Below are 20,606 nucleotides of genomic sequence, written 5' to 3'. Positions count from 1 at the left end.
TGATACTACCCCGCAAACTCATAAGTATGAATAGATATATTGAATTGCTTAGTAGCTTCTTCTAAGATGCCTGTAACTACATTCCAATCTCCACCTGCTCTTGCACAACCCATGAACTTAGGTACACCAATCTTTAATTGAGATAAGGAACGTTCTCTTAACAAGCGGTCAGTCAAGTAGCTGAACAAAGCTTTTTTCAAAGCTTCATAGTTTGTATATAGTTGTCGATCTGCTCCATAGTAAAGTTGCCCATACAAGTTAACGATTTCTATATCTTTTCCGTTATTATGAACAGCTGCATGAGTATATGTTCCTAATTTTTCTGCAGGAGAAAACGGAGAAGCACAATCTACTTCATACACAATCGGGAATTCTGCTCGAATTTGTTTAGCAATACCACTTCCCATCGTAGACTGACAATTTGCTTGATGCATTATTACGTCACAATCTGAACGTAGAATGTCGCCTTTATGTTGAATAATTAATTCTTTGGGATTAATCGTCATAATCTTTTTCTCCTTTTTCATAGCATAATCGATACAGTTAGCAGTTCCGCCTTTCGTCCCATCAAAAATAGCTATTAGTTCATCACATTGATTTACCATATACTCATTACGTTTTTGCATAAGATAAGGCTTGTACAGGAGTTTGCTAACATATGTAACAACATCAGCTTGTTCCACAATACTCTTCCATTGATCTTGTGATGGTTTAGGCCATTGACTAGCATGTGCAGTGCATGGAATAGCTGATTCTAAGGTAATGTTATATCCTTGTCTTTTTAATTTAAGGACAACCAATGCGTAAATTGTGTCTCCACCTAATGCCATACCGCTTATTGCATGTACTTGTTTCCCTTGTTTTAAATGGGAAAGAAGATGTTCTCGTAGTTTTGTAGCAATAGCAAGATTGCCTGGTGAATAATAATCGTACCCGTATAATCGATTTGGACGATGTGCAGTAACCGCGATTGTAATTTTTTCTGTCATGATAAAATCTCTCCTTTTATTAAATTCAAAAAAGGAGGGGGCGTTAGCACCCCTGAGAATCAATTTTGTTTAATTGCTAAGTTAATAGCTTTTTTGAAATTGAGTCTATACTTTCTATTCATAAAACCTATTAAGTAATCATGATAATCAGGTTCGATGTTCTTAAGATATGCTAATTCTCCGTTTAGTTCTAAAGCATATCCTCTATCTCGTTGTCCTTGATAGAATTGGAACAACATCGTTTTAATCCTTCTCTTACGCTTATGACCAACTGTAAGGTTATGATCTTTGTTATACATAATGCCAAGATTCCAATTCTTCCCCGATTTTGAACCATATCTAGTTTTTGTATCCTTGATAGTGAATGGAGTTCCTTCTTGTTCTAATACTCCTTTAACCAGTTCAACAATTTCTTCATGCCTAAATGGTTGTTTGCTACTAACAAGCAAGTCATCAGCATATCTAGTGTAAATAAAGGACTCCTCGCTTCTTTCTGCCAATGCGTTGTTAATTTGAGTATCTATACTAATCATCAACCAATTAGTAAGTATCGGAGAGAGCGGAGTCCCTTGTGGTAATTCATTTTCATGACAAGCTAAACCACATAAACTACTAATAAAACTCTTATAATCTGTTTCAGTCATTAAGCTGAATGGATACAGCTTTTTTAATTGGATCGTAATAACTTGTTCAGAACAATTGTTAAAGAATTTCTCTAAATCCATTTTGAGAAACCAATTTGATTTATTCCGTTGGTGACATTGGATTGCTTTTAAGCAGTCACGGTTTGGTATGTATGCATAAGCTGAATCATGTGGTACTACGCCAATGCTTTCTAAATCAAATTTAATTTCTCTCATAAAAGATTTAAGTTTTTCTTCCGGTGCTTTAATTGTTCTAAACCCACCAGTCATTTTAGGTAGATTAAAAATCGAATACTTAATAGCAGACTGATTATTGGTTAACCAGTCTTTTATTTTCTTTGTTAGTCCGAGTATTTGTTTATTTATTGCTTCGAACTCACGGTACTGCTCAATTGTTATTTCTTCGGATTTTAATTTAGTAGTACTAAAACGCTGATACTTTGAATCGTTTTGATTCTTTGTGTTGTGTGTATAGTACATATCAATATCCTTTCTTTTTATCTTCTTGTTTAATAGTTCTTCGAAAGCGCGTTCGTATATTTGACGAAGAATAGTGCAATTCTCTGGATCTAACTCCAGCTCCTGGAGCTGAGATGCAGTGCAGCCTCATCCGGGTGAGCTTCAGGTGCCCCAGAGATGGGTGCAGCGCCAGCTGTTCCTGGCCATCTGGGTCCAGATGCACATTTCTCTCTCTAAAAGTGTGTTTCTCTTGCTCATTTGCTAAGAGATTTTAATTTGTCAGATTAAAATTTACAACTATTAAACTTAATCCCAAAATACTTTAGTTAATACAATCTCTTTAAAGTGTTTTGTCAATTAGTATTTTATGGACAACAAAAAAAGTAGGGGCGTTAGCCCCTACTAAATTAACCTTCGTTAACCATTTCATATAACTGTTCTTCAGTGATAACAGTTACGCCTAAACTTTGTGCTTTTGCTAATTTACTTCCTGCAGCTTCACCTGCAACAAGATAATTCGTGTTCTTAGAAATTGAACCAGATGCTTTACCACCATGTTCTTTAATGAACGCTTCAATTTCTTTACGAGGACGCGATACCTTACCTGTAATAACAAATGTATTACCTTCTAATTGATTACCAGAAGACACTGCTGCTACGTGTGTAAGTGTTAAACCAAGGGCTTTTAACTCCTCAATCATTTGAAGATTGCGTTCGTTATGGAAGTAGTCATAAATGCTTTGTGCTACAGCCGAACCAATATCTTCAATTCTCATTAAGTCTTCTACAGATGCATTCGCTATATCATCAATATTGTTGTAATAACGTAGAAGTCGTTCTGCAGTTCCTTTTCCTGAATGTCTCATACCTAGTGCATAGATGAACGCTTCAAGTGTTCTTGACTTGGATTCTTCAATAGCAGCCAATAGTCGGTCTACTTTTCTTTCTCCAAATCTATCTAATTTCAATAGTTCATTTCTGTCTAATCGGTATAGATCAACGAAGCTATTGCGAATTAAACCTGCTTCAAATAATTGTTCTGCAGTTTTCTCACTGAAAGAGTCGATATTCATCGCTTCACGAGAAGCAAAGTGAGTGAATTTACCAACTGATTGAGCAGTACAGCTATCAATATTCATACAACGCAGATGAGCACCGTCTTGGATTAATACGGTTCCACATTCTGGACAATGAGTAGGTGGCACGATTTCAGTACCTTCACTACCTTCAACGATTCCCATGATTTCAGGAATAACGTCATTACTACGACGAACAAATACTTCTGCTCCAACCTTAACGCCTTTACGTAAGATGTCGTCATAGTTATTTAAAGTAGCCTTTGTAACAGTAGTTCCACCGATATCAACAGGCTCAAGATGAGCTAGTGGTGTAAGTTTACCAGTACGACCTACTTCCCATGTAACAGAGTTTAAAGTAGTCGTTTCTTCAACGGCTTCAAACTTGTATGCAATAGCCCATTTAGGGAATTTTGAAGTATAGCCTAGCTCTTCACGAATATGTAACTCGTTAACTTTAATAACCATTCCATCGATGTCCCAGTTTAATGTAGGACGAATTTCCTTCATTTCTTCTAACTTCTCAATGATTACATCAATAGAGTCAGTTACAAAGAAATACGGATTTGTTTTAAATCCTTGTTCTTGAAGGAATGTCATCATTTCTGCTTGAGTTTCAAACTTGATTCCTTCGCTATAAGCAACGTCATACCAGAATGCATCTAATGGTCTTGAAGCTGCAATTCGTGGATCTAAGTTTCTTAAAGCACCAGCAGCTCCATTTCGTGGGTTCTTTAATGGTGCTTCTCCTTCTGGCAAGGAAGCATTGTAAGCTTCGAACCCTGAGATAGGCATGAATACTTCTCCGCGTGGCTCAATTACGCCCTGGAATCGAATATTCAATGGGATAGAACGGATTGTTTTAATTTGTTCAGAAACAATTTCTCCGATCTTACCAGTACCTCTTGTTCTGCCCTCAGTAAAAGAACCTCCGCTATAACGTAAAACGTTAGCTAATCCATCCATCTTTTGCTCAATTGTAAATGTAGCGCTCGGAAACTCACGCTTAACATCTTCAACAAACTTTCGAACCCCATCATAAGTTTGAGATTTCTCTAATGAGTAAAGTGGCATTGTGTGTTCTTTCTTCTCAAACTTATCAAGAACTTCTCCACCCACTCTATTAGAAGGAGAATGAGGCACTGTCCATTCCGGATGTAGTTCTTCTATCTTTACTAATTCATCATAAAGTCTGTCGTACTCTGCATCAGATGCAATTGGCTTATCCATTGTGTAGTAGTGGTGGTTAAGCATAGTAAGCTCGCCTACTAAGTGAAGATATCTTGCTCTTAAATCAAACATGTAAAACCCTCCTATGAATTCATATATAAAGCAGGCTGCAGGAGCCCGCTTTTCTTAATGAGCTTTGAAATTGTATAGTGGCTTAATAATATCTACAATATCCAATGAGTCTTTCGTGTGTTCAACAATCTCAGCCATAGGCTTATATGCCATTGGGCTTTCATCTAGTGTAGATTGCACGACAGATGTTGTCCATACATCTTTCATTGTCTCTTGATAATCTTCAAAAGGAATTAGTTCTTTTGCTTTGCTTCGAGACATTAATCTTCCTGCTCCATGCGGACCAGAGAAGTTCCAATCCGGATTCCCTTTGCCGTAAGCTATAATACTACCATCACGCATGTTTAAAGGAACAATAACACGCTCTCCTGCCTGAGCAGAAATAGCACCTTTTCGTAGAATCATATTATCCATGTCGATGTAATTGTGAATAGTTGTGAATGAGTCTACAACTTTCCAGTCCATTCTCGTAACAATTTCATCAACCATTGCCTTACGGTTTAGTAACGCATAGTGTTGAGCGATTTTCATATCGTTCATATAATCCTTAAATCCTTGACCCTCTAAGTAAGCAAGATCCTTCTGAATCTTTGGTTTCTTCAACTTACTCAATGCTTCTTGGATTTCAGATTGACGACCTGCTGCTATTAATTCGGCAATAACACGGTCTTTTTCATGCTTAACGTTCATTAACTCATCATAAGCACGATTTTGATAGTGTTCTGCAATTTGTTTTCCAAGATTACGAGAACCAGAATGAATAACAAGTACAACTTTGTCGTCAAGTTGACATAATTCAACAAAATGATTGCCACCCCCAAGAGTACCAATAGAATCTTTAGCACGATCTAACTTAAAAGGTGCTCTTACATCACGGAATTTTACTTGTTTTGAAAATGGATGACGCTGACTACTAGAACGAACATTGAAGCCGCTCGGTACATACTTTCGAATAACTTCGTCTAACTGGTCAAAATTAATTTCTGTTTTATTTTTATCAATAATAGCAACTTCCATTCCACAACCAATGTCAACTCCGACGAGATTTGGGACAATTTTATCAGTTATTGTCATTGTGGTACCAATTGTACAACCCGCTCCTGCATGAGTATCGGGCATAATACGGATATTACTACCCTCAGCAAAAGGTTGGTTACATAATTCAATAATCTGCCCCATAGCAGTTTCCTCTACGTTGTCTGTAAACACCTTAGCGCTGTTATATTTACCTCTTAGTTCTAACATTATATTTCACTCCCTTTTTGTATTAATTACTTCTGCGGACAATAAGGTTTACCCTCTGGTGTCAAGATAGGTGTAACAGATGCAGCGTAACCTTGATTTGTATTCATATATTGGCAACCTGTCGCTGTGTCTTCAAAAATGGTAATATCGCTAGCTACTTCATCTTCTCCTATTACTTTTAGTCTGCCTAATGAAGCACCTGCTGAGTTTTCACATGCTCCTAATAGCATGACTCCAAGTAATACAATACCAATTGATTTTTTCATAATCTAACCCCCTACTGGTTCTTTAAATGCAACAATATCTGAATAACGAATAAAATCTCCACTGTAAAAATCAATAAAATCTCCATATTTGACCATTTGAGTGCCCTCGATAGCCGTTCCATTCCCTATAGATGCAAGGTCTTGAGCAAAGCCTTCTATAGTTACATGCCTTGTACTAATCTCAACCACTGAATTATTACGTAAAAATAGTTGAACAATCATATTTGCCCCCATATTAAAACAAGAGCGGATTTTTCACCGCTCCGCATCTTAGATATTTACAGAAAGTGCTTTTACTACGTCACTAACAAATGCCGGATCAAAACCAGGTTTTACTTCAATAGAAGCTTCACCAATTTTAATTCGTAAGAAATCATCTTTATCTGTGTTGATATTATCTTGTTTGTTTGTTGACTTCTTAACAGGTTCTCCCGCTGAATTTAATAACGGTAAAACTAACTGAGTAGTTTTTACTTCTTGTGTATTTGCTACAGCTTTACCACGAATTAGGTCAGCCACTGTTTCTTCTACTGTTTTATCTACAGATCTAGCACCGTGTACTTCTCTTAAAAGCGCAATGTCTTGAATAAAGTAGATACGGTGTTTGTATTTATTTCTACCAAATTTGTGCCCATACTTTTCTAAAAGAACAGAGTATCGACATAAAGTTCTATTTGAAATGTTAAGCAGATGAGTAACATCTTTAGCGAAATACTGCTTATCTGTTACCTCTTTCTTTTTAGCTTGTGCTGCTCGGTAACTTTTAGTACCCGTATCTTCAATCCCAAGCTTCTTCATCCAATAAACAAGATTAGATTCGTGGAAGTCTTTACCATTGCAAAAATGATACTTGCTTTCCCCGCTAGCTAAATACTCCGCAATTCTTTTCTTCCATAACCTTGTTTTGTTTCTAACTACTTTTGCCATTATATTTCTCCTCGTTTATTAATAAGCAGAAGCGGATTTTACTCCGCTCCTATTTAATTTGAATTTCTAATAAGTTTAACAATGATATCAAGCAGGACAGCTAAAAAGAAAACGATACTCAAGGAAAGAAACAGTTGGGTTATTTGAGTTGGTTTCTCTGTATAACATATTGCTTCTATAAAGAGTACTAGAGCCCAAACTAGAAGCAATTTCTTTTCGTTTTTTAGCATATTTAAGCCGCTCCTACTTGGACATTATCTTTCTCAATTCGCTTCCAAATATCTTTGTTAATCTTCTTCGGAATCGTAATTGAATTGATAATGAAGTCTTTTTGGTTTCGTTGCCAGTTCATCTGACCTTTTATACCAACCTTCATTATCATTCCTGCGACTAAGCCTTCTTTTACCTGCTCGTAATGGGATGGGAACAGTGTTAAACTACGTTCACCCTCTAATGTATCAACTCGTAAGAAAGCCATGTTGTCGCCCTTCCTCGTGCGTATAACGCGTGCTTCTGTAAGAGATACCATTGTTGTGTGTGTAGCATCATCTAGACCTTCCCAATCTGTAGGTTCAGCTAATCGATCAAGAACATGACCACTAATATACAATCCAAGTACCTCACGTTCTTTTTCGAACTTAATACGGTCTGTATATTTTGTAATTTGTTCAATTAGTTCTGTATCTGGTGATTCACCACGAATATCAAACATATGGGCTAAATACTCAAAGCGGTTATTACATACTCCTTCTGCTAATGCATCAAAAGCACCTGAATAACATAATGATGTGATAGCTTTCTTATTGAAGTTCTTCTTAGGGATACGTCTTAGTACATCTTGTGCTGATGTAAATGGTCCACCAACAGCAACAGAACCTACTACAATCCCTAAATCAGGAGTAGCTGCGATTTCATCTGCTTCCTCTTTTGAAATTACAGTTTCTAATCCATCTTCATCACGAACAGCAGGAGCCATTCGTGGTTTTCTTTCCTCAATAATTGCTTCTAGTGTTGCTTCTCCAAGACCTTTGATAGCACCTAATCCAAATCGAATTGCATTCTCTCCTTCAATCGTAAATCCAATTTCTGAACGGTTAATATCCGGAGGTAATACTTCAATTCCCATATCTCGAATTACTTTTACTAATTTAACAACCTTATCTTCCTCTGTGTAGAATACTTGAAGTAATGCAGTCATGTATTCTAGAGGGTAATTAGCTTTAAGGTAACCAGTTTGATAAGCGATATATGCGTAACATGCAGCATGAGATCGGTTAAATGCATAACCAGCGAATGGACGTATATCATCACAAATCTTTGTAGCTACCTGAGTCGGTACGTTATTTTGCGTTAGTCGATTATGAAGTTCTTCTAATGCTGGCTCTAAGATTTCTATCTTTTTTTTGCCGACCGCTTTACGAAGAACGTCCGCTTCCCCTTTTGAATATCCAGCCATTTCAGTAGAAACCTGCATTACTTGCTCTTGGTAAATCATAATAGAGAACGTATTGCGTGTGATTTCATCAAAAGCAGGATGTACTTGAGGTACTTCTTCATGACCATTCGCCAATGCAGTGTATTTCGGAATATAATCCATTGGGCCTGGGCGGTATAATGATACACCTGCAATTAATGTTTCAAAATCTACCTTGTTTAGACCCATAAACATTTTCTTCATTCCGTCAGATTCAATCTGGAATACTCCGTCCGTTTCTCCTCTTTGAATCATATCGAATGTTTTTTGATCTTCTGGTATTAGATTATCTACATCAATTAGATAACCGTATCGATCCTCAACCATTCTTCGGCAAAGTTCAACTACTGATAAGTTTTTAAGTCCTAAGAAGTCAAACTTAATATATCCCTTAGCTTCTAAAGTAGGACCATCATACCCCGCTATACTTTCTCCGCCTTTTCCTCTTACAAGTGCTACTTCATTTGTAATTGGTTCAGCAGTTATCAGCATTCCACAGGCGTGAATACCTTGAGTACGTGGCATACTTTCTACTTCTAAAGCTAATTCGAATAGTCTTGGATACCTTTTCGCATAAGCCTTTACTTCTTTAATCTCTTCTAAAGCTTCAGAGATAGGCATTACTTTACCTTGATGAGAAGGAATGTATTTGTTTAATTCATTAATTTCATTATGGTCAATACCAAGTGCTCGACCGATATCTTTCAATGCTGATTTAGTAGATAGAGTACCGAATGTTGCAATCTGTGCTACTTTATCTGCACCATATTTCTTAGTTACGTACTCAATTACTTCATGTCGTCTTAAGTAATCGAAATCAGTATCTATATCTGGGAAACCAGGGCGTTCTGGATTAATAAAACGTTCAAATAATAGATTGTAACGAATCGGATCTAAGTTAGTAATACCTGTGACGTATGCTACAAGTGAACCTGCAGCTGAACCACGACCAGGGCCTACTAAAATACCATTACGTTTTGCATAGTTAATATAATCCCAAACTATCAACATATAAGCACTGATGTTTTTGTTTTTGATGACTTCTAACTCATAATCAAGTCTGCGTTTATATTTTCTATACATTTTGTAGAAGTTTGCCCCTACAAAGTTACCCTCTGCTATTTTCTCCATTAAGCCTTTGTTTGAAATATGAGCAAGATAACTATCGAAATCAAAGTCATCTGGAACTTCGAACTCTGGATACTTAATACTTGATTCATCTAAATCAACATGACAAGAGTGAGCTATGTTATAAGCATTAATCAATGCTTCTTCCGGCATTCCCATTGCTAACATTTCTTCAGCAGAATAGAATACGCAATGCTCATAGACGTCGATATCTGATTCATCTTCATCTTTTTTGCCTTTATTAATAGAAGTAATTGCTTTATGAACTGGACGATCTTCAGGACGCAACATATGTGCATCTGAAGTTGCTACTAAAGGAACGCCTAATTCTTTCGACCACTCTATCAAAACATTATTTACAAGGATTTGATCTTCCATTGTGCTAGGTTGAATCTCAAGATAAAATTCATCAAAACATTTTTGGTAGAACTTAATATGGTTCTTTGCTACACGATACTTACCTCTGCGAATTAACTGTGGGATTGTTCCACCAAGACAAGATGAAGTTGCGATAATTCCTTTACCGTACTTCTTAATATCACCATAATCGACACGAGGTTTTCCGTAGAACCCTTCTACAGAACCAATCGTTGTTAGCTTAATTAGGTTTTTATAACCTTCATTGTTTTTAGCAATCATAAGCAAGTGAGCTATTCTAGGAGACCATTCAAATAAACGCTTTTGTTTGTCATCTTGCTTTCCTGATAAATACCAGCGAGTAGATTTTTTTAATGCATCAAACGCTGCTGGATCCTTTTCATATAATTTTGCTAAGAACTCAACATGTTCAGTTTTTGTAGTTTTACCTTTAGTGAAAGAATCTCTTTGCTTTTTTTCAAAAGCTAAATATCCTTCACTTTCTAATTTCGCTAGTTCTTCTTTTGTACGATACGCAACATCAGTGTAGTTGATTCTATCAAAATCTGCTTTTTTCCACTGTTTTCTAGGGGCGATGTATCCTTCCATTCCTAAAACAGGATGAAGACCCGCTGCTTTGCATTTTTTATAGAACTGAATATGAGCGAAACATGTTCCGTGATCACTTACTCCGATTGAATCCATACCAAATTCTTGAGCTAGTTTTATCATTGGATCAATACGACAGAATCCATCTAGTAAGCTACCTTCTGGGGTGTGTAAATGCAAATGTGCGAAAGGTACTATTTTGTTATTAGTCAGTGTCATCGTCATTCTTCTTCGTCCTCGTCTTCATCTTCTTCATATTCATCAATACCATCAATATTTGCTACAATGCTATTGATATATGACACAACGTTTGTTTCACTTTTAAACTTATAGAGACCGCCTGGATTTTCATCCATCTTGTTACAAATCCCATGATAGTTATACTCATTTTCTCGTGTCATATTTTTAAAAAGATAGATAGCGACTAATGCGCTTAACTCTACAAGGCCGTCGTATTCGTAAACATACTCATCTGACGAATCAAGATACGCTGATGAAAACATATATGCTTGCTCTACTATGAAGAAATCATGAAACTGTAAAGGTAATGTAGAACTTCCATTACGTTGATATTTAAATAGTTCTTCACGCTTAACTCTGTCTTGAGCAGTTAGTTCTTTCTTTTTTCTTAAATAAGCTGTTAACACTTCGCATAATAAAGGAAAGTTGTTAATCATTCTGTGGTTGCTTATGTCATAGCAAGATGAAGCTGCCTTATTAAATAATTTAGGTACAACTACTTCCTTACCAACATCTAAAACCTTCATAGAAGAGATGAGAACGTCTTTACCTGCGTCTATTGGTGTTAATTGCTTCGTCGCTAATTGATTAATCCCATATAAAAGGGATTGGACAAGAAACTTATCATCCATCTACTTCTCTCCTTCCGGAAAACAAGGGTAGCCGTAACCACCCTATATTTTCTTCATTACCAGCCAGTTCTCGAATGTTGAATTGTCTCCGTAGAACTATTGATGTCTCGCATCATTTGCTCTAGGTGGCTGATAACTTGATTGATTTGAACTTGTTGTCCATCAATACGGTAGGCGAATGCTCGTAATCCTTCACGAGTAATTGGAGTAGTTGCATTTGATGCATCGATAATTTCTTTTTCAATAACATCCGAACCATCTACAACACTTTTTAGCATTTGTAATGCGAATTGTACTTTATCAGCAACGTGACGAATATCTTGTGCTACAAATCTTGCATTTGTATTTCCCCAGTCAGATGCCAATAAATTGCTTCCACCAGGTTGTGGGTTGTAATTATTCATATTCATATCCTCCGATTACTTCTGATAACGATCTGTTAGTTCATCTAATTTCTTACAGTGACCACTCACAACATCTGTTAATTGGTCAATTTCATCAGTGTATTTATCAACATCTGCAATGTTACGTTGAACCTCTTGCATGTTGTCACCGATTGTCTGAACTTTCGCCGTTACCTCATCTGTAATAGAAGCTAATGAGTTTTTAATATGAATTGGTGCTTCGGGACCAATTTGTTGTGCTAAACGAGACATCAGTTGCGGGATCTGTTGTAAAATCTTTTCAGCTGAACGTAATTCACGTCCACAAGAATTTAATTCCGAGTCAATTTTATCTGTTGCACGGTCAATTTGAGCCTGAACAGTCATACGAATCTCTACTGCGATATCGTCAACATCATTACATAATTGACGTACTGCACTTTTTCCTACTATCATCTATGTTTTCCTCCAGTATGTTCGTTGTTTAATAGTAAGAAGCGGGAAGAACCCGCCTCATATAAATAGGCTATTAAACTAAGCCCGCCACTACTTTGCCTTCTACTACATTGAATGCAAGTTCGAATCCTTCTTCTTCAACTAAGTAAGAAGCAAGTGAAGTTAAGATATATGCTGTGTATTCGTGAGCATATTCTACAGGCTCTGCAAAACCTAATTGGTTTGCTTTTGTATAGAAAACAGTAGAAAATGCAACTTCATATAATTTAATTGTGCTAGGGTCTAAGCTAATTACTTCACTAGCAGCATCGTCATTAATGATTTCCTCAACGATTTCATTAAGAATACCTTTGATTTTCTCTTCAGTTGTTTTAGCAGCTTTTTGCTCTTCTACTTGTCCTTTAATAGAAGCAGAAAGGTCAAACGCTGGCTTAGATTCAGCTTGAGCTTTAATACCTTCTACAAGTTTTTTGTAATTCATTTGCTCTTTAATAGAAGCAGAGACATCAACTTGTGGTTCTGGTTTAATGTAAGGAATAAATACTGGTTCAATTTCTGCTTTTGGAGCTTGTTGACGAATGAAGTTAGAAAGTTCTTCAGCAGTGAATTGAGAAACTGATGATACATTAGGTGTAGGCTCTTGTTTCTCTTCTTCACGAACAGCTTCTGCTACATCAGCAAATACTGCTTCAAGTAATGCCTCAACAATAAGACGAGGACCTACTTCGTTAAGTGCTGCAACAATTTCTTCGCCTTGCGGATGAATTTCCATTAATGCTTTGAAGTCCAATACTTCTTGTGGAGTTGCATGGATTAAAGATTTTGCTACCGATTCGATATATTCTTTAGTTAAAGTTAATGTTTTCATAATTAAATTCCTCCTGAGTTATCTCTTAGTGTGTTTGATTATTTGTTACTGGTTTTACATAGCGTTCGATACCTACAATGTCAAACACATGAAGCTCTACTCTAGTTGAGAAATGCTTAATAACGTTTAGGACGTCTTCTTGTGTTTTTAATGTACTAGGATCTAAGATGTACTTACTTCCTCCAATAAGGAAATCAGATACATCAGGTATAACTACATCTGGTACTACATCCGGAACAATACCTTCTACCGGTTCTAATTCTTCAGTTGTCAACCTATTCATCTCCCTCATGATTTGGTTTACTGTTTCTTGGTTTTTGTAGTCTTTTAGATTACCGACTGTCTTTCTGTCTTTGTTGACTGTCTTTTATCAGATAGTTGATAACCTAAATGGATGACAAAAACTTTATAGATGACAGCTACTTAGGTACTTATACTTTTGGTTAGCTGCCGAGTTGTAGTAGATCATAATATACCTACCCTACTGCCGAAGATAAGACTTCAACATGTAGGATAGGATAAATGTAATGACACTTTTACTTTTGTATAAGTACCTGAGAGATTATGAGTCACCGCCGTTTTTACATAAGGTTTCCCTTCATACGAACACAATGTTAATCCTGCCCAACACTGTATTGTCCGTAAGCTACGTTCTCGTAAGAACCAGGACTCCACCCGACCTTTCTCTGCAAGAGGTAGTCGTCACCCCTCTAAGACTCCTCTCCCGGACGTAAACAGCGGAAATTCCTTGACTAATGGAGAGTACGCTGATTTTATGCATTGGCTCAGCTCACCTTACCTCTTATTTCAAGTCGATTTAAGGGCGTTCGACCATTATTCTTTTTTCGCTTGTACAAACACAACCATTTGAAAACGAAAAGTCAATAGGTCAGGAGAAAATAGTATTCTTAAAATTTTTGGTAAATAAAAAAGACGCTATTTAGCGCCTTCTTCTGGTAGTATATTAATTTCTCTAACTAGCACGCGGAAAGGTTCATATCCATGCGGTACAATAATATCTGTGCCTGCTTTTGATTTGAATTTACATTCTCTTTTTAAAGCAAACAGTTTTCCACTTGCGATTACAACGTCACCTTTCTTGGCTCCGAGTTTCCTCCATAAAACACCAGGTACTAGAATTAATAATTCACCAAGACCATCTTCAATTGTTACATAGGAAAGATCTCCTTCTGTTTGGTCATTGTATTTATACATGTCAAAAACAAGTTTAATTTTTCCGCCACAAACCACTTCTTGCCCGTCTTCTCCATCTTTCTGAATAATGTAGGAGAATCCACTAATATGTGGTTGTATCTGTTTCATTAACTTAGCTGCTTCTTCATTTGTTAATTGCATGTATATTCGCCCCTTTCATATTTATCTAAGAGTTGGTTAACAAGCCCGTCTGTGATCTTATTATGCTCTCTTGGTATGTGCTTTAACTCTACATTAGGGATACTATCTAATTTACTAATTAAATCTAAAACATATTCTTTAAATACTCTTTGTTGTGGTAACTTTTGTTGAATGTGTTGCACCATTGATGCACAATCAGTTAGGAATATTATTCTTTTAGCTGAAGCTCTATACTTCTCAACAAATAGTAACGCTTGAAGCAATCCATGATACTCAGCAAATGTAGAGTTAATATCAATCTTTTCACCAGAAGGTAACTGAATTGAATCACCAATAAAAGAAGATTCATGAGTTAACATCTTTTGGTCACCGTAAATAGCAAATGCACTTGCAGCGATAGATTCTTGACTAACATCATGATTATTTCTTACACCACCATCAGTAAAAACAATAATAGTCTCATAGCTTTTTCTAAATGCTTTTCTTGTTTTTAACTCTTCTAACAAAGCGCCTACATCATAGCCACTTACCTTAAGTTCTTTCAATAGCATATCTTGTTTTTTCGAAATTTCTTTTGCTTTTTCTTGCTCCCCGCGTTCCATATGTTCTTCAAAAGAAAAAAACAGATGGCTAAAATCCTGAGCCATCTGCTGATTTGAATTAAGCAATAAATTCATCGATTACACTCTTCTTATTTAGGAACGTACGAGTAGTACCTTGCTGTGTATCAAAAGTAACTGCAAAGTATTTTAAGCCGGGAAGCTCTTCGTTTTCTGTGTTAGCTGTTAACAAGATGTTTGCAAACTTAAATAGTTCAGTAGCAGCATTGATGTTTGTCATGATATTTTGCGGATGTGATACAGCTGCTTCATCACAACTTAATTCAGTTGGAAGCTTATCTCCACCTTCAAGAATTTCAGGAAACATTTCTGTAACTGTCGGTGTGCGGAACCAAGAGCTGTTATACATGGAAGATGAATTACTTCCTTTTCCAGGAACAAAGCCACAAACAACCTGACCATTTAAGAATTCATTACCACTACTTAAAGAATAGATACCACGAACTTTTTTCTTTAAGTTTTGAACTGCTTCATGAATGAAGACACGAGTTTTGTTATTGTCCACGCAATCAACAATAACTGGAATCTGAGTGTTAATGTCACTACAACTAGCAAGTACAATGTCTTCTAACATCTTAGTAGTTGTGATGTATTGATCCAGAAATTGAATATTCGTCTGGAAAGCAACTCCGTATCTAGTAGCTAAAACTTCTGCTTTATTGCTATCAAGATCTTTTTCAACAAAGTTTTGACGATTAAGGTTAGACAAACTAACTTCATCTTGATCGATAATAAGTAATTTATGTTCAGGTAGTCGCTCAATACGACGTAGTTTATTAGTAATAGAAATTTGTCGTGCTAAGTTTGGAATAAAGTAACCACCTGTACCACCAGCGCCAACAACAACAAAAACTTTTGCCATTTGATAGCTAGTATTTAACGTAAAAGTTGGTTCTAAATTTAATTGAAATGCCATTATTTTTCTCCCTTCCTGTATAGCATAAAGTGTCGGGGCGTTAGCCCCGTACACACTTATTAAACTGCATTTTGTTTCATACCATGAATAGTAGATTCAATTACTTGCGAATAACCATGTCGTTCATATTCTGCACACAAGTCATAAATATTGTCTCGAATATCTAACTTGTTTTTTTCATCAGCTAAGTTCATAAACTGAATAACTTCAGCACCTTCAAAACCTGACCCTGCAATTGTATGACCTGACATCAATCCCGAAGAAAGATCTTCTTCAAAAGCTGGGTTAAATGCATTCGGATCGTGTTCAAAATCCCATCCGATTTGGTCAAGTCCTCCATCGAAACGGGAGACATAACTTCTATTGTGCAATGGGTAAGTTGATTGCCCAAGCGCTGTTGTTCTAGGGAATGATGGCACAATTCTTTTTGCAGTATGTTGTTCCATCCATTCAGCAGGATACTCAAGTTTCTTGTGTGGTCCTTGGAATAATCCAGTCTCTTCTTCTACATAAGTCAGCGGTTCAAACCCTTCAACTTCAGAAGTAATTACAGAAGTTGTTGTTGTTTTAACAACTGGCCAATCAAATAATACATCAGGACTAATTTCAATTTTTGCATCTCCACTTACATAACGGAATGCAAATTTTGGTTGTTGATTTGTAATATATCCCCAAACACCATAAAACTGAGTAGCATTTTCATTTGCATTATCCGTGCTGCTGAAATACGCGTTCATAACGTGATGGCTGTGCGTTTCGCAAAGAATACAAAGGTTAGTTCTTAACCAATCTACTACTGGATCTTTGTGGAACTCTGAAAGACCACCTTGGTTTTCTTGTCGTGGTACATAAACAACAAGTTCTCCTTCTGTCATTAATCCCTTAACTGGTGTGTTGTCAGAATACACGTCCGGTAAACGTTTGTTATCTTTGTTCCAGAAGAATAACAACGAAGCTTCTGTTTTATCTTTTTCATAAACATCTAAATAGAAGCTAAGTGCCATTTGTAAAAACTTAAATGGAATCTTTGGAGCAATAAGTTCTGGACCTTCTTCCATTGTCTTTAAACCTGGAATAGGTTTCTTATATTCTTGAACCTTTACTTTAAAAATAGCAATTGGTGTTTTTTCAACACGGAATAATCCGTTTGCTGCAGTAACGTAATTAATCTTTTTCAAAGTGTCTGTGTTGTAATGGTCATTGTAAGCAAGATACCCTGTTACTTGACTCGCTAGTAGATTTGTAAGATTAAGTGTCATTATCTTTTCTCCCGTTCTTTTCTTTTTCTATCATAAAGATAGTTTTATACACTAGTATAAATCAGAAAACAACAGATTCCCCTACTAACAATGGTAATACACTATAATCTAGGGGAATCTATTAATTTCTAATAAATTAACGTATATTCCATTAAAAATTAACGGAATATCCCCGGTAAATATGTTTTGATTGCAGTGTCTACGTCCATTGTTCCAGCAGGTTTTAACGAGTCAAATGGATAAGAGTATGCCTCCCCTGCTTCTTTTGCAGCTTTTAATTTATTCGCTTCATTCATCATGTGATAAATAGCTGATTCTGTGTCTTCTGTATTCCCATTCGGATGTGTCCATTCAAATGGTTTTACACGATTACCTGATAAATCATAGTTAAACGGCTGCGAAAAGAATCGAGCTGGAATGCTTTGAATGGATTTAGGAACAGGTACCTCAGGTAAAGTCCTACCCCAACAAATACCATGACTTGTACCAATATTACAGAATGGTGCGTGGAATACTTTATCCTTTAACGACAGAAGCTCATGCTTTAGAACATAAGTTATTGAATGAGTTAATCTCTTTTTGCCGCTTTGATCTGTCATTACTTCGAAAACCCACAACATAGGCGGAATTGGTAGAGTAACTTCAGTAGGTAACCCACTACTACGCCCGATATCAAATTTAACAACACGTTCTGTTGGAGGCGTCGTTAGTACATATCCTTCATAATGATTCTTACGATAATACTTAACAACTCCCCATTGAGAAGGTAACAATGGCGTTTCCATTGCTTGTTCTTTCATGAAGATTTGCTGAATTGTTTCGATATTTGTATTTTTAATTGTCTTGATACCATCTTTGTTAACCGTTTCTACAGTTACTTTCTCTGGTTCTAAGACAATCGTTGTTTTAGGTGTAACCATATTTTCTCCTCCAAGTTATCCTGTGTAATGTTGCATTGTAAGAATAGCTCTTTGCCTTGTCATGTCTCTGTTTCCGAAAGAATAAATCGTGTAGAGTCCAGCGGGCAATTGAAGAGCTTTGAAAATGTTATCAATATCAGTATTGATATAAATTTCACTTACTCCCTCTTCATTCACTCGAATGCCTGCATGATTGCCTGCGTTATCTTTAAGAATAAGATAACCGTTTGGATGTCTACCTGTTTTCTTTAAGAGATCTCTATTGAAAGAAACGTTGCTTTTCTCAAATTGATACTCAGCTGCATGAATAAACACTGGTCCTGTCTCCTTGTCTTCTTCACTCTCGAAATATGTAGAAGAAGCCATGAAATCGTCGATGATTTTTTTATGATCCAATGTTTGGTCACGCTTAATACTGTCAATAATAGACTTAAGAGTTTCATTTTCTTCTAATTGAACATCTTCCACTGGGTTCTCCAAAGAATCCACTAGATTCTTACAGATTCCCATTTCTTCCACTAATTCCTCAGGGATAAGTGCAAGGAAGTCTTCATAAGAAGCTTTAACAAAGATATTGTTGTTGATAATGAATGGGTTTGCCCCTTCTAAACTGCGCGGTGATTCATCGTCATAACCTGTGTATTGACCAACACCTAGATACTTTAACTCTTCCGTATCAGTTGGAAGTGTTTCAGAAATCATAATTGGTTTAGCTACATAGCTAGAATCATCACTTATGTCGTGTGACGAGTAGATATGTACAGATGAACCAATATACATTAAGTCATCCATTGTAGGTGTTTTAACAAATACCTGACGGTTATTTTCTTTGCATAGTTCACGTAATTCATCATCCTCAATCAATGCAACCGGGATAACAATTTTGGAAAGAATCTCTTTAAGATGAATAATTCCAAAACGAATATGTTCTTCGCGTAAGGATGCTTTAAGTCGTTCATCGAACGCTTTAACTGCTTTGTTTAATGTTTCGTAATCCTCACGAAGATCATCGATATATTTCTTTTCTGAGTTCACTCTGTTTAATAAACTACTAAGATACTGAAATTCAGTAGTAACTCCTACAGGCTTACCACTTCTGTCTTTTGGTAAGAACAGCGGACCCATAGCTGGAATCTCATTCGTTCTAAAAACAAGACTTTTATCTTCCCCTTTTGTACATACATCACTAATTCGTGGGTTGTAGTAATTAGAGCGGAATCTTCTCCAGAAATCATAATTGTATGACTGAAGAAATGAATCTCTAAAGCGAGCCATATTTTTATATTTATCATAGGTCTTAATCATTTCTGATGTGTTTTCATCCATCGTTAAAGTGAATACATCATTATGAACTACATCACCACTAATTTGTTCATGAGAAATGTTGTAGTAATCCGAAAGACCTTGCATTATTTTGTTTGTTACCTCAAAGAAAAACTGTTTAGATTGTTCCAAGTCATTCGCTGGAAGCTGTTCTAGTTTTCCCTGAAGGTCTTCAATAATTTCACTAAACACATCATTTCTGACACTTGTTTTTAAAGTGAATAATATATTGAATATTCCACGGCGAAATTGGACATCATTATTAATAATCATCCAAACTCTCCTTTCTCATTAAATATAATCAACATCGAAGGAGAAGACATTTGGCGTTTTATCAAGTTCGGATAAGTATCCACGATAATTCTTGTTATGTGCCTGTATGGTCTGATCCATGCTATTGATGGAATTTGATGTTGTGTTATTTAAGATTGCTCCTAACTCTTCAAACGTTGATGGTGCCATTAAATCACTAACTACTGATGTGACTTCGGATGGCCAGAAGTTAGACTCTTGAACTACTTCAAAACTTTGCATAACCCTCATTGGTAAAGGCAGTAGGGGAGATGTTTTATCATCTGAAGTGGTTTCAGTTTCAACAACAGATTCAGCTTGAACAGTTAAAACAACTGGTTCTTCCATTCTGTAAACCTCTCAATCTATTAAATTCAAACAAAATATGAGGGAAACCAGTGTATTAAACTAGTTTCCCCTAGAAAATAATTTATTCCATTTGTTTTTAGTGGATAGAAGGAAAAAATGTTAGTTTCCCCTTAAATCTACTAAGCTACTTTAGCTAAACCAATAGCAAACTTACGGACAAACGGAACAACATTACCTTTTGTACCTGCTTTTGCAGTGAAAGTAACAACGTTTCCTTCACGAGTGATAGTCGGATTCTTTAGCTCTGGGAAGTTTTCAATCATAGCTGCTTCCAATGCTTTCATATCAGTATCTGCTGGCACATCTAGTTTAGTGTCCGCATAGATAACTTCTAACATATCAGAACCCTTAGTTCCTGCTTTTGCAGTAAATGTGATTGTGTTTCCTTCACGAGTGATAGTCGGATTCTTTAATTCAGGGAAGTTCTCGATCATTGCAGCTTCTAAAGCCATCATGTCAGTATCTGCTGGAACTTCTAACTTCGTATCTGCGTAGAT

Annotated in this window: 20 protein-coding genes and 1 pseudogene; all 21 read right to left on the bottom strand. The window is 36.3% G+C overall.

All coding sequences use genetic code 11. The annotated features are described in order from the left end of the window. Positions 1-5: 5 nt before the first annotated feature. Positions 6-989 carry an SLOG family protein gene (locus F3I02_RS00115; protein WP_196477260.1) on the bottom strand — a complete coding sequence of 328 codons (984 nt, stop codon included), beginning with the start codon at positions 987-989 and terminating at the stop codon, positions 6-8. Positions 990-1,048: 59 nt separating this feature from the next. Then, positions 1,049-2,113: a reverse transcriptase domain-containing protein gene (locus tag F3I02_RS00110; protein WP_230876729.1), complete on the bottom strand. Its 1,065-nt coding sequence runs from the start codon at positions 2,111-2,113 to the stop codon at positions 1,049-1,051. A 386-nt stretch (positions 2,114-2,499) separates the two neighbouring features. After that, positions 2,500-4,470, bottom strand: coding sequence for an NAD-dependent DNA ligase LigA (ligA, locus tag F3I02_RS00105; RefSeq protein ID WP_196477259.1), 1,971 nt, complete (start codon positions 4,468-4,470; stop codon positions 2,500-2,502). A gap of 54 nt (positions 4,471-4,524) precedes the next feature. Then, complete coding sequence (locus F3I02_RS00100) at positions 4,525-5,715, bottom strand: RtcB family protein (protein ID WP_196477258.1); 1,191 nt, start codon at positions 5,713-5,715, stop codon at positions 4,525-4,527. A gap of 26 nt (positions 5,716-5,741) precedes the next feature. Beyond that, entirely contained in the window at positions 5,742-5,981 is a 240-nt protein-coding gene (locus tag F3I02_RS00095) for a DUF6440 family protein (RefSeq protein ID WP_196477257.1), read from the bottom strand. Between the two features lie 3 nt (positions 5,982-5,984). Continuing rightward, positions 5,985-6,203, bottom strand: a complete 219-nt coding sequence (locus F3I02_RS00090) for a hypothetical protein (RefSeq protein WP_196477256.1) — start codon at positions 6,201-6,203, stop codon at positions 5,985-5,987. A gap of 48 nt (positions 6,204-6,251) precedes the next feature. Beyond that, positions 6,252-6,908 carry an IS66 family insertion sequence element accessory protein TnpA gene (gene tnpA / locus F3I02_RS00085; protein WP_230876728.1) on the bottom strand — a complete coding sequence of 219 codons (657 nt, stop codon included), beginning with the start codon at positions 6,906-6,908 and terminating at the stop codon, positions 6,252-6,254. Between the two features lie 232 nt (positions 6,909-7,140). Then, complete coding sequence (locus tag F3I02_RS00080; RefSeq protein WP_230876727.1) at positions 7,141-10,701, bottom strand: DNA polymerase III subunit alpha; 3,561 nt, start codon at positions 10,699-10,701, stop codon at positions 7,141-7,143. Beyond that, complete coding sequence (locus F3I02_RS00075) at positions 10,698-11,348, bottom strand: hypothetical protein (protein WP_196477255.1); 651 nt, start codon at positions 11,346-11,348, stop codon at positions 10,698-10,700. The genes F3I02_RS00080 and F3I02_RS00075 overlap by 4 nt, the downstream gene beginning before the upstream one ends. A gap of 56 nt (positions 11,349-11,404) precedes the next feature. After that, complete coding sequence (locus F3I02_RS00070; protein ID WP_196477254.1) at positions 11,405-11,752, bottom strand: hypothetical protein; 348 nt, start codon at positions 11,750-11,752, stop codon at positions 11,405-11,407. 15 nt (positions 11,753-11,767) lie between these two features. Next, positions 11,768-12,187, bottom strand: coding sequence for a hypothetical protein (locus tag F3I02_RS00065; protein ID WP_085782777.1), 420 nt, complete (start codon positions 12,185-12,187; stop codon positions 11,768-11,770). Positions 12,188-12,260: 73 nt separating this feature from the next. Further along, positions 12,261-13,055, bottom strand: coding sequence for a hypothetical protein (locus F3I02_RS00060; RefSeq protein WP_196477253.1), 795 nt, complete (start codon positions 13,053-13,055; stop codon positions 12,261-12,263). A 25-nt stretch (positions 13,056-13,080) separates the two neighbouring features. Continuing rightward, the gene (locus tag F3I02_RS00055; protein WP_230876726.1) at positions 13,081-13,338 is read right to left on the bottom strand and encodes a hypothetical protein; all 258 of its coding nucleotides are present in this window, start codon (positions 13,336-13,338) and stop codon (positions 13,081-13,083) included. Positions 13,339-13,991: 653 nt separating this feature from the next. Next, on the bottom strand, positions 13,992-14,411 hold the full coding sequence (locus F3I02_RS00050) for a DNA-binding protein (protein ID WP_196477251.1): 420 nt from the start codon (positions 14,409-14,411) through the stop codon (positions 13,992-13,994). Next, positions 14,402-15,088 (bottom strand): reverse transcriptase-like protein, encoded by a 687-nt coding sequence (locus F3I02_RS00045; protein ID WP_230876725.1) that lies wholly within the window; start codon positions 15,086-15,088, stop codon positions 14,402-14,404. The genes F3I02_RS00050 and F3I02_RS00045 overlap by 10 nt, the downstream gene beginning before the upstream one ends. Further along, entirely contained in the window at positions 15,072-15,947 is an 876-nt protein-coding gene (locus tag F3I02_RS00040) for a ThiF family adenylyltransferase (RefSeq protein ID WP_196477250.1), read from the bottom strand. Before F3I02_RS00040 ends, F3I02_RS00045 begins: the two co-directional genes overlap by 17 nt. A 59-nt stretch (positions 15,948-16,006) precedes the next feature. Further along, positions 16,007-17,206: a hypothetical protein gene (locus F3I02_RS00035; protein ID WP_196477249.1), complete on the bottom strand. Its 1,200-nt coding sequence runs from the start codon at positions 17,204-17,206 to the stop codon at positions 16,007-16,009. A 158-nt stretch (positions 17,207-17,364) separates the two neighbouring features. Then, positions 17,365-18,126: a hypothetical protein gene (locus tag F3I02_RS00030; RefSeq protein ID WP_196477248.1), complete on the bottom strand. Its 762-nt coding sequence runs from the start codon at positions 18,124-18,126 to the stop codon at positions 17,365-17,367. Between the two features lie 15 nt (positions 18,127-18,141). Further along, entirely contained in the window at positions 18,142-19,722 is a 1,581-nt protein-coding gene (locus tag F3I02_RS00025; RefSeq protein ID WP_196477247.1) for a hypothetical protein, read from the bottom strand. Positions 19,723-19,740: 18 nt separating this feature from the next. Next, positions 19,741-20,088 (bottom strand): hypothetical protein, encoded by a 348-nt coding sequence (locus F3I02_RS00020; RefSeq protein WP_196477246.1) that lies wholly within the window; start codon positions 20,086-20,088, stop codon positions 19,741-19,743. 140 nt (positions 20,089-20,228) lie between these two features. Next, positions 20,229-20,606: pseudogene (locus F3I02_RS00015) on the bottom strand (hypothetical protein); the annotation flags it as partial.

The organism is Bacillus sp. SRB3LM (assembly GCF_015712745.1).
In the GTDB taxonomy this organism is placed as follows: Bacteria; Bacillota; Bacilli; order Bacillales; family Bacillaceae_G; genus Bacillus_A; species Bacillus_A thuringiensis_K.
This window is presented reverse-complemented; position numbering and strand designations above follow the sequence as displayed.

Coding starts and splice junctions, on each gene's coding strand:
- F3I02_RS00115 (WP_196477260.1), bottom strand. CDS start 989: ATGACAGAAAAAATTACAATCGCGGTTACTGCACATCGTCCAAATCGA.
- F3I02_RS00110 (WP_230876729.1), bottom strand. CDS start 2,113: ATGTACTATACACACAACACAAAGAATCAAAACGATTCAAAGTATCAG.
- ligA (WP_196477259.1), bottom strand. CDS start 4,470: ATGTTTGATTTAAGAGCAAGATATCTTCACTTAGTAGGCGAGCTTACT.
- F3I02_RS00100 (WP_196477258.1), bottom strand. CDS start 5,715: ATGTTAGAACTAAGAGGTAAATATAACAGCGCTAAGGTGTTTACAGAC.
- F3I02_RS00095 (WP_196477257.1), bottom strand. CDS start 5,981: ATGAAAAAATCAATTGGTATTGTATTACTTGGAGTCATGCTATTAGGA.
- F3I02_RS00090 (WP_196477256.1), bottom strand. CDS start 6,203: ATGATTGTTCAACTATTTTTACGTAATAATTCAGTGGTTGAGATTAGT.
- tnpA (WP_230876728.1), bottom strand. CDS start 6,908: ATGGCAAAAGTAGTTAGAAACAAAACAAGGTTATGGAAGAAAAGAATT.
- F3I02_RS00080 (WP_230876727.1), bottom strand. CDS start 10,701: ATGACGATGACACTGACTAATAACAAAATAGTACCTTTCGCACATTTG.
- F3I02_RS00075 (WP_196477255.1), bottom strand. CDS start 11,348: ATGGATGATAAGTTTCTTGTCCAATCCCTTTTATATGGGATTAATCAA.
- F3I02_RS00070 (WP_196477254.1), bottom strand. CDS start 11,752: ATGAATAATTACAACCCACAACCTGGTGGAAGCAATTTATTGGCATCT.
- F3I02_RS00065 (WP_085782777.1), bottom strand. CDS start 12,187: ATGATAGTAGGAAAAAGTGCAGTACGTCAATTATGTAATGATGTTGAC.
- F3I02_RS00060 (WP_196477253.1), bottom strand. CDS start 13,055: ATGAAAACATTAACTTTAACTAAAGAATATATCGAATCGGTAGCAAAA.
- F3I02_RS00055 (WP_230876726.1), bottom strand. CDS start 13,338: ATGAATAGGTTGACAACTGAAGAATTAGAACCGGTAGAAGGTATTGTT.
- F3I02_RS00050 (WP_196477251.1), bottom strand. CDS start 14,411: ATGCAATTAACAAATGAAGAAGCAGCTAAGTTAATGAAACAGATACAA.
- F3I02_RS00045 (WP_230876725.1), bottom strand. CDS start 15,088: ATGAATTTATTGCTTAATTCAAATCAGCAGATGGCTCAGGATTTTAGC.
- F3I02_RS00040 (WP_196477250.1), bottom strand. CDS start 15,947: ATGGCATTTCAATTAAATTTAGAACCAACTTTTACGTTAAATACTAGC.
- F3I02_RS00035 (WP_196477249.1), bottom strand. CDS start 17,206: ATGACACTTAATCTTACAAATCTACTAGCGAGTCAAGTAACAGGGTAT.
- F3I02_RS00030 (WP_196477248.1), bottom strand. CDS start 18,126: ATGGTTACACCTAAAACAACGATTGTCTTAGAACCAGAGAAAGTAACT.
- F3I02_RS00025 (WP_196477247.1), bottom strand. CDS start 19,722: ATGATTATTAATAATGATGTCCAATTTCGCCGTGGAATATTCAATATA.
- F3I02_RS00020 (WP_196477246.1), bottom strand. CDS start 20,088: ATGGAAGAACCAGTTGTTTTAACTGTTCAAGCTGAATCTGTTGTTGAA.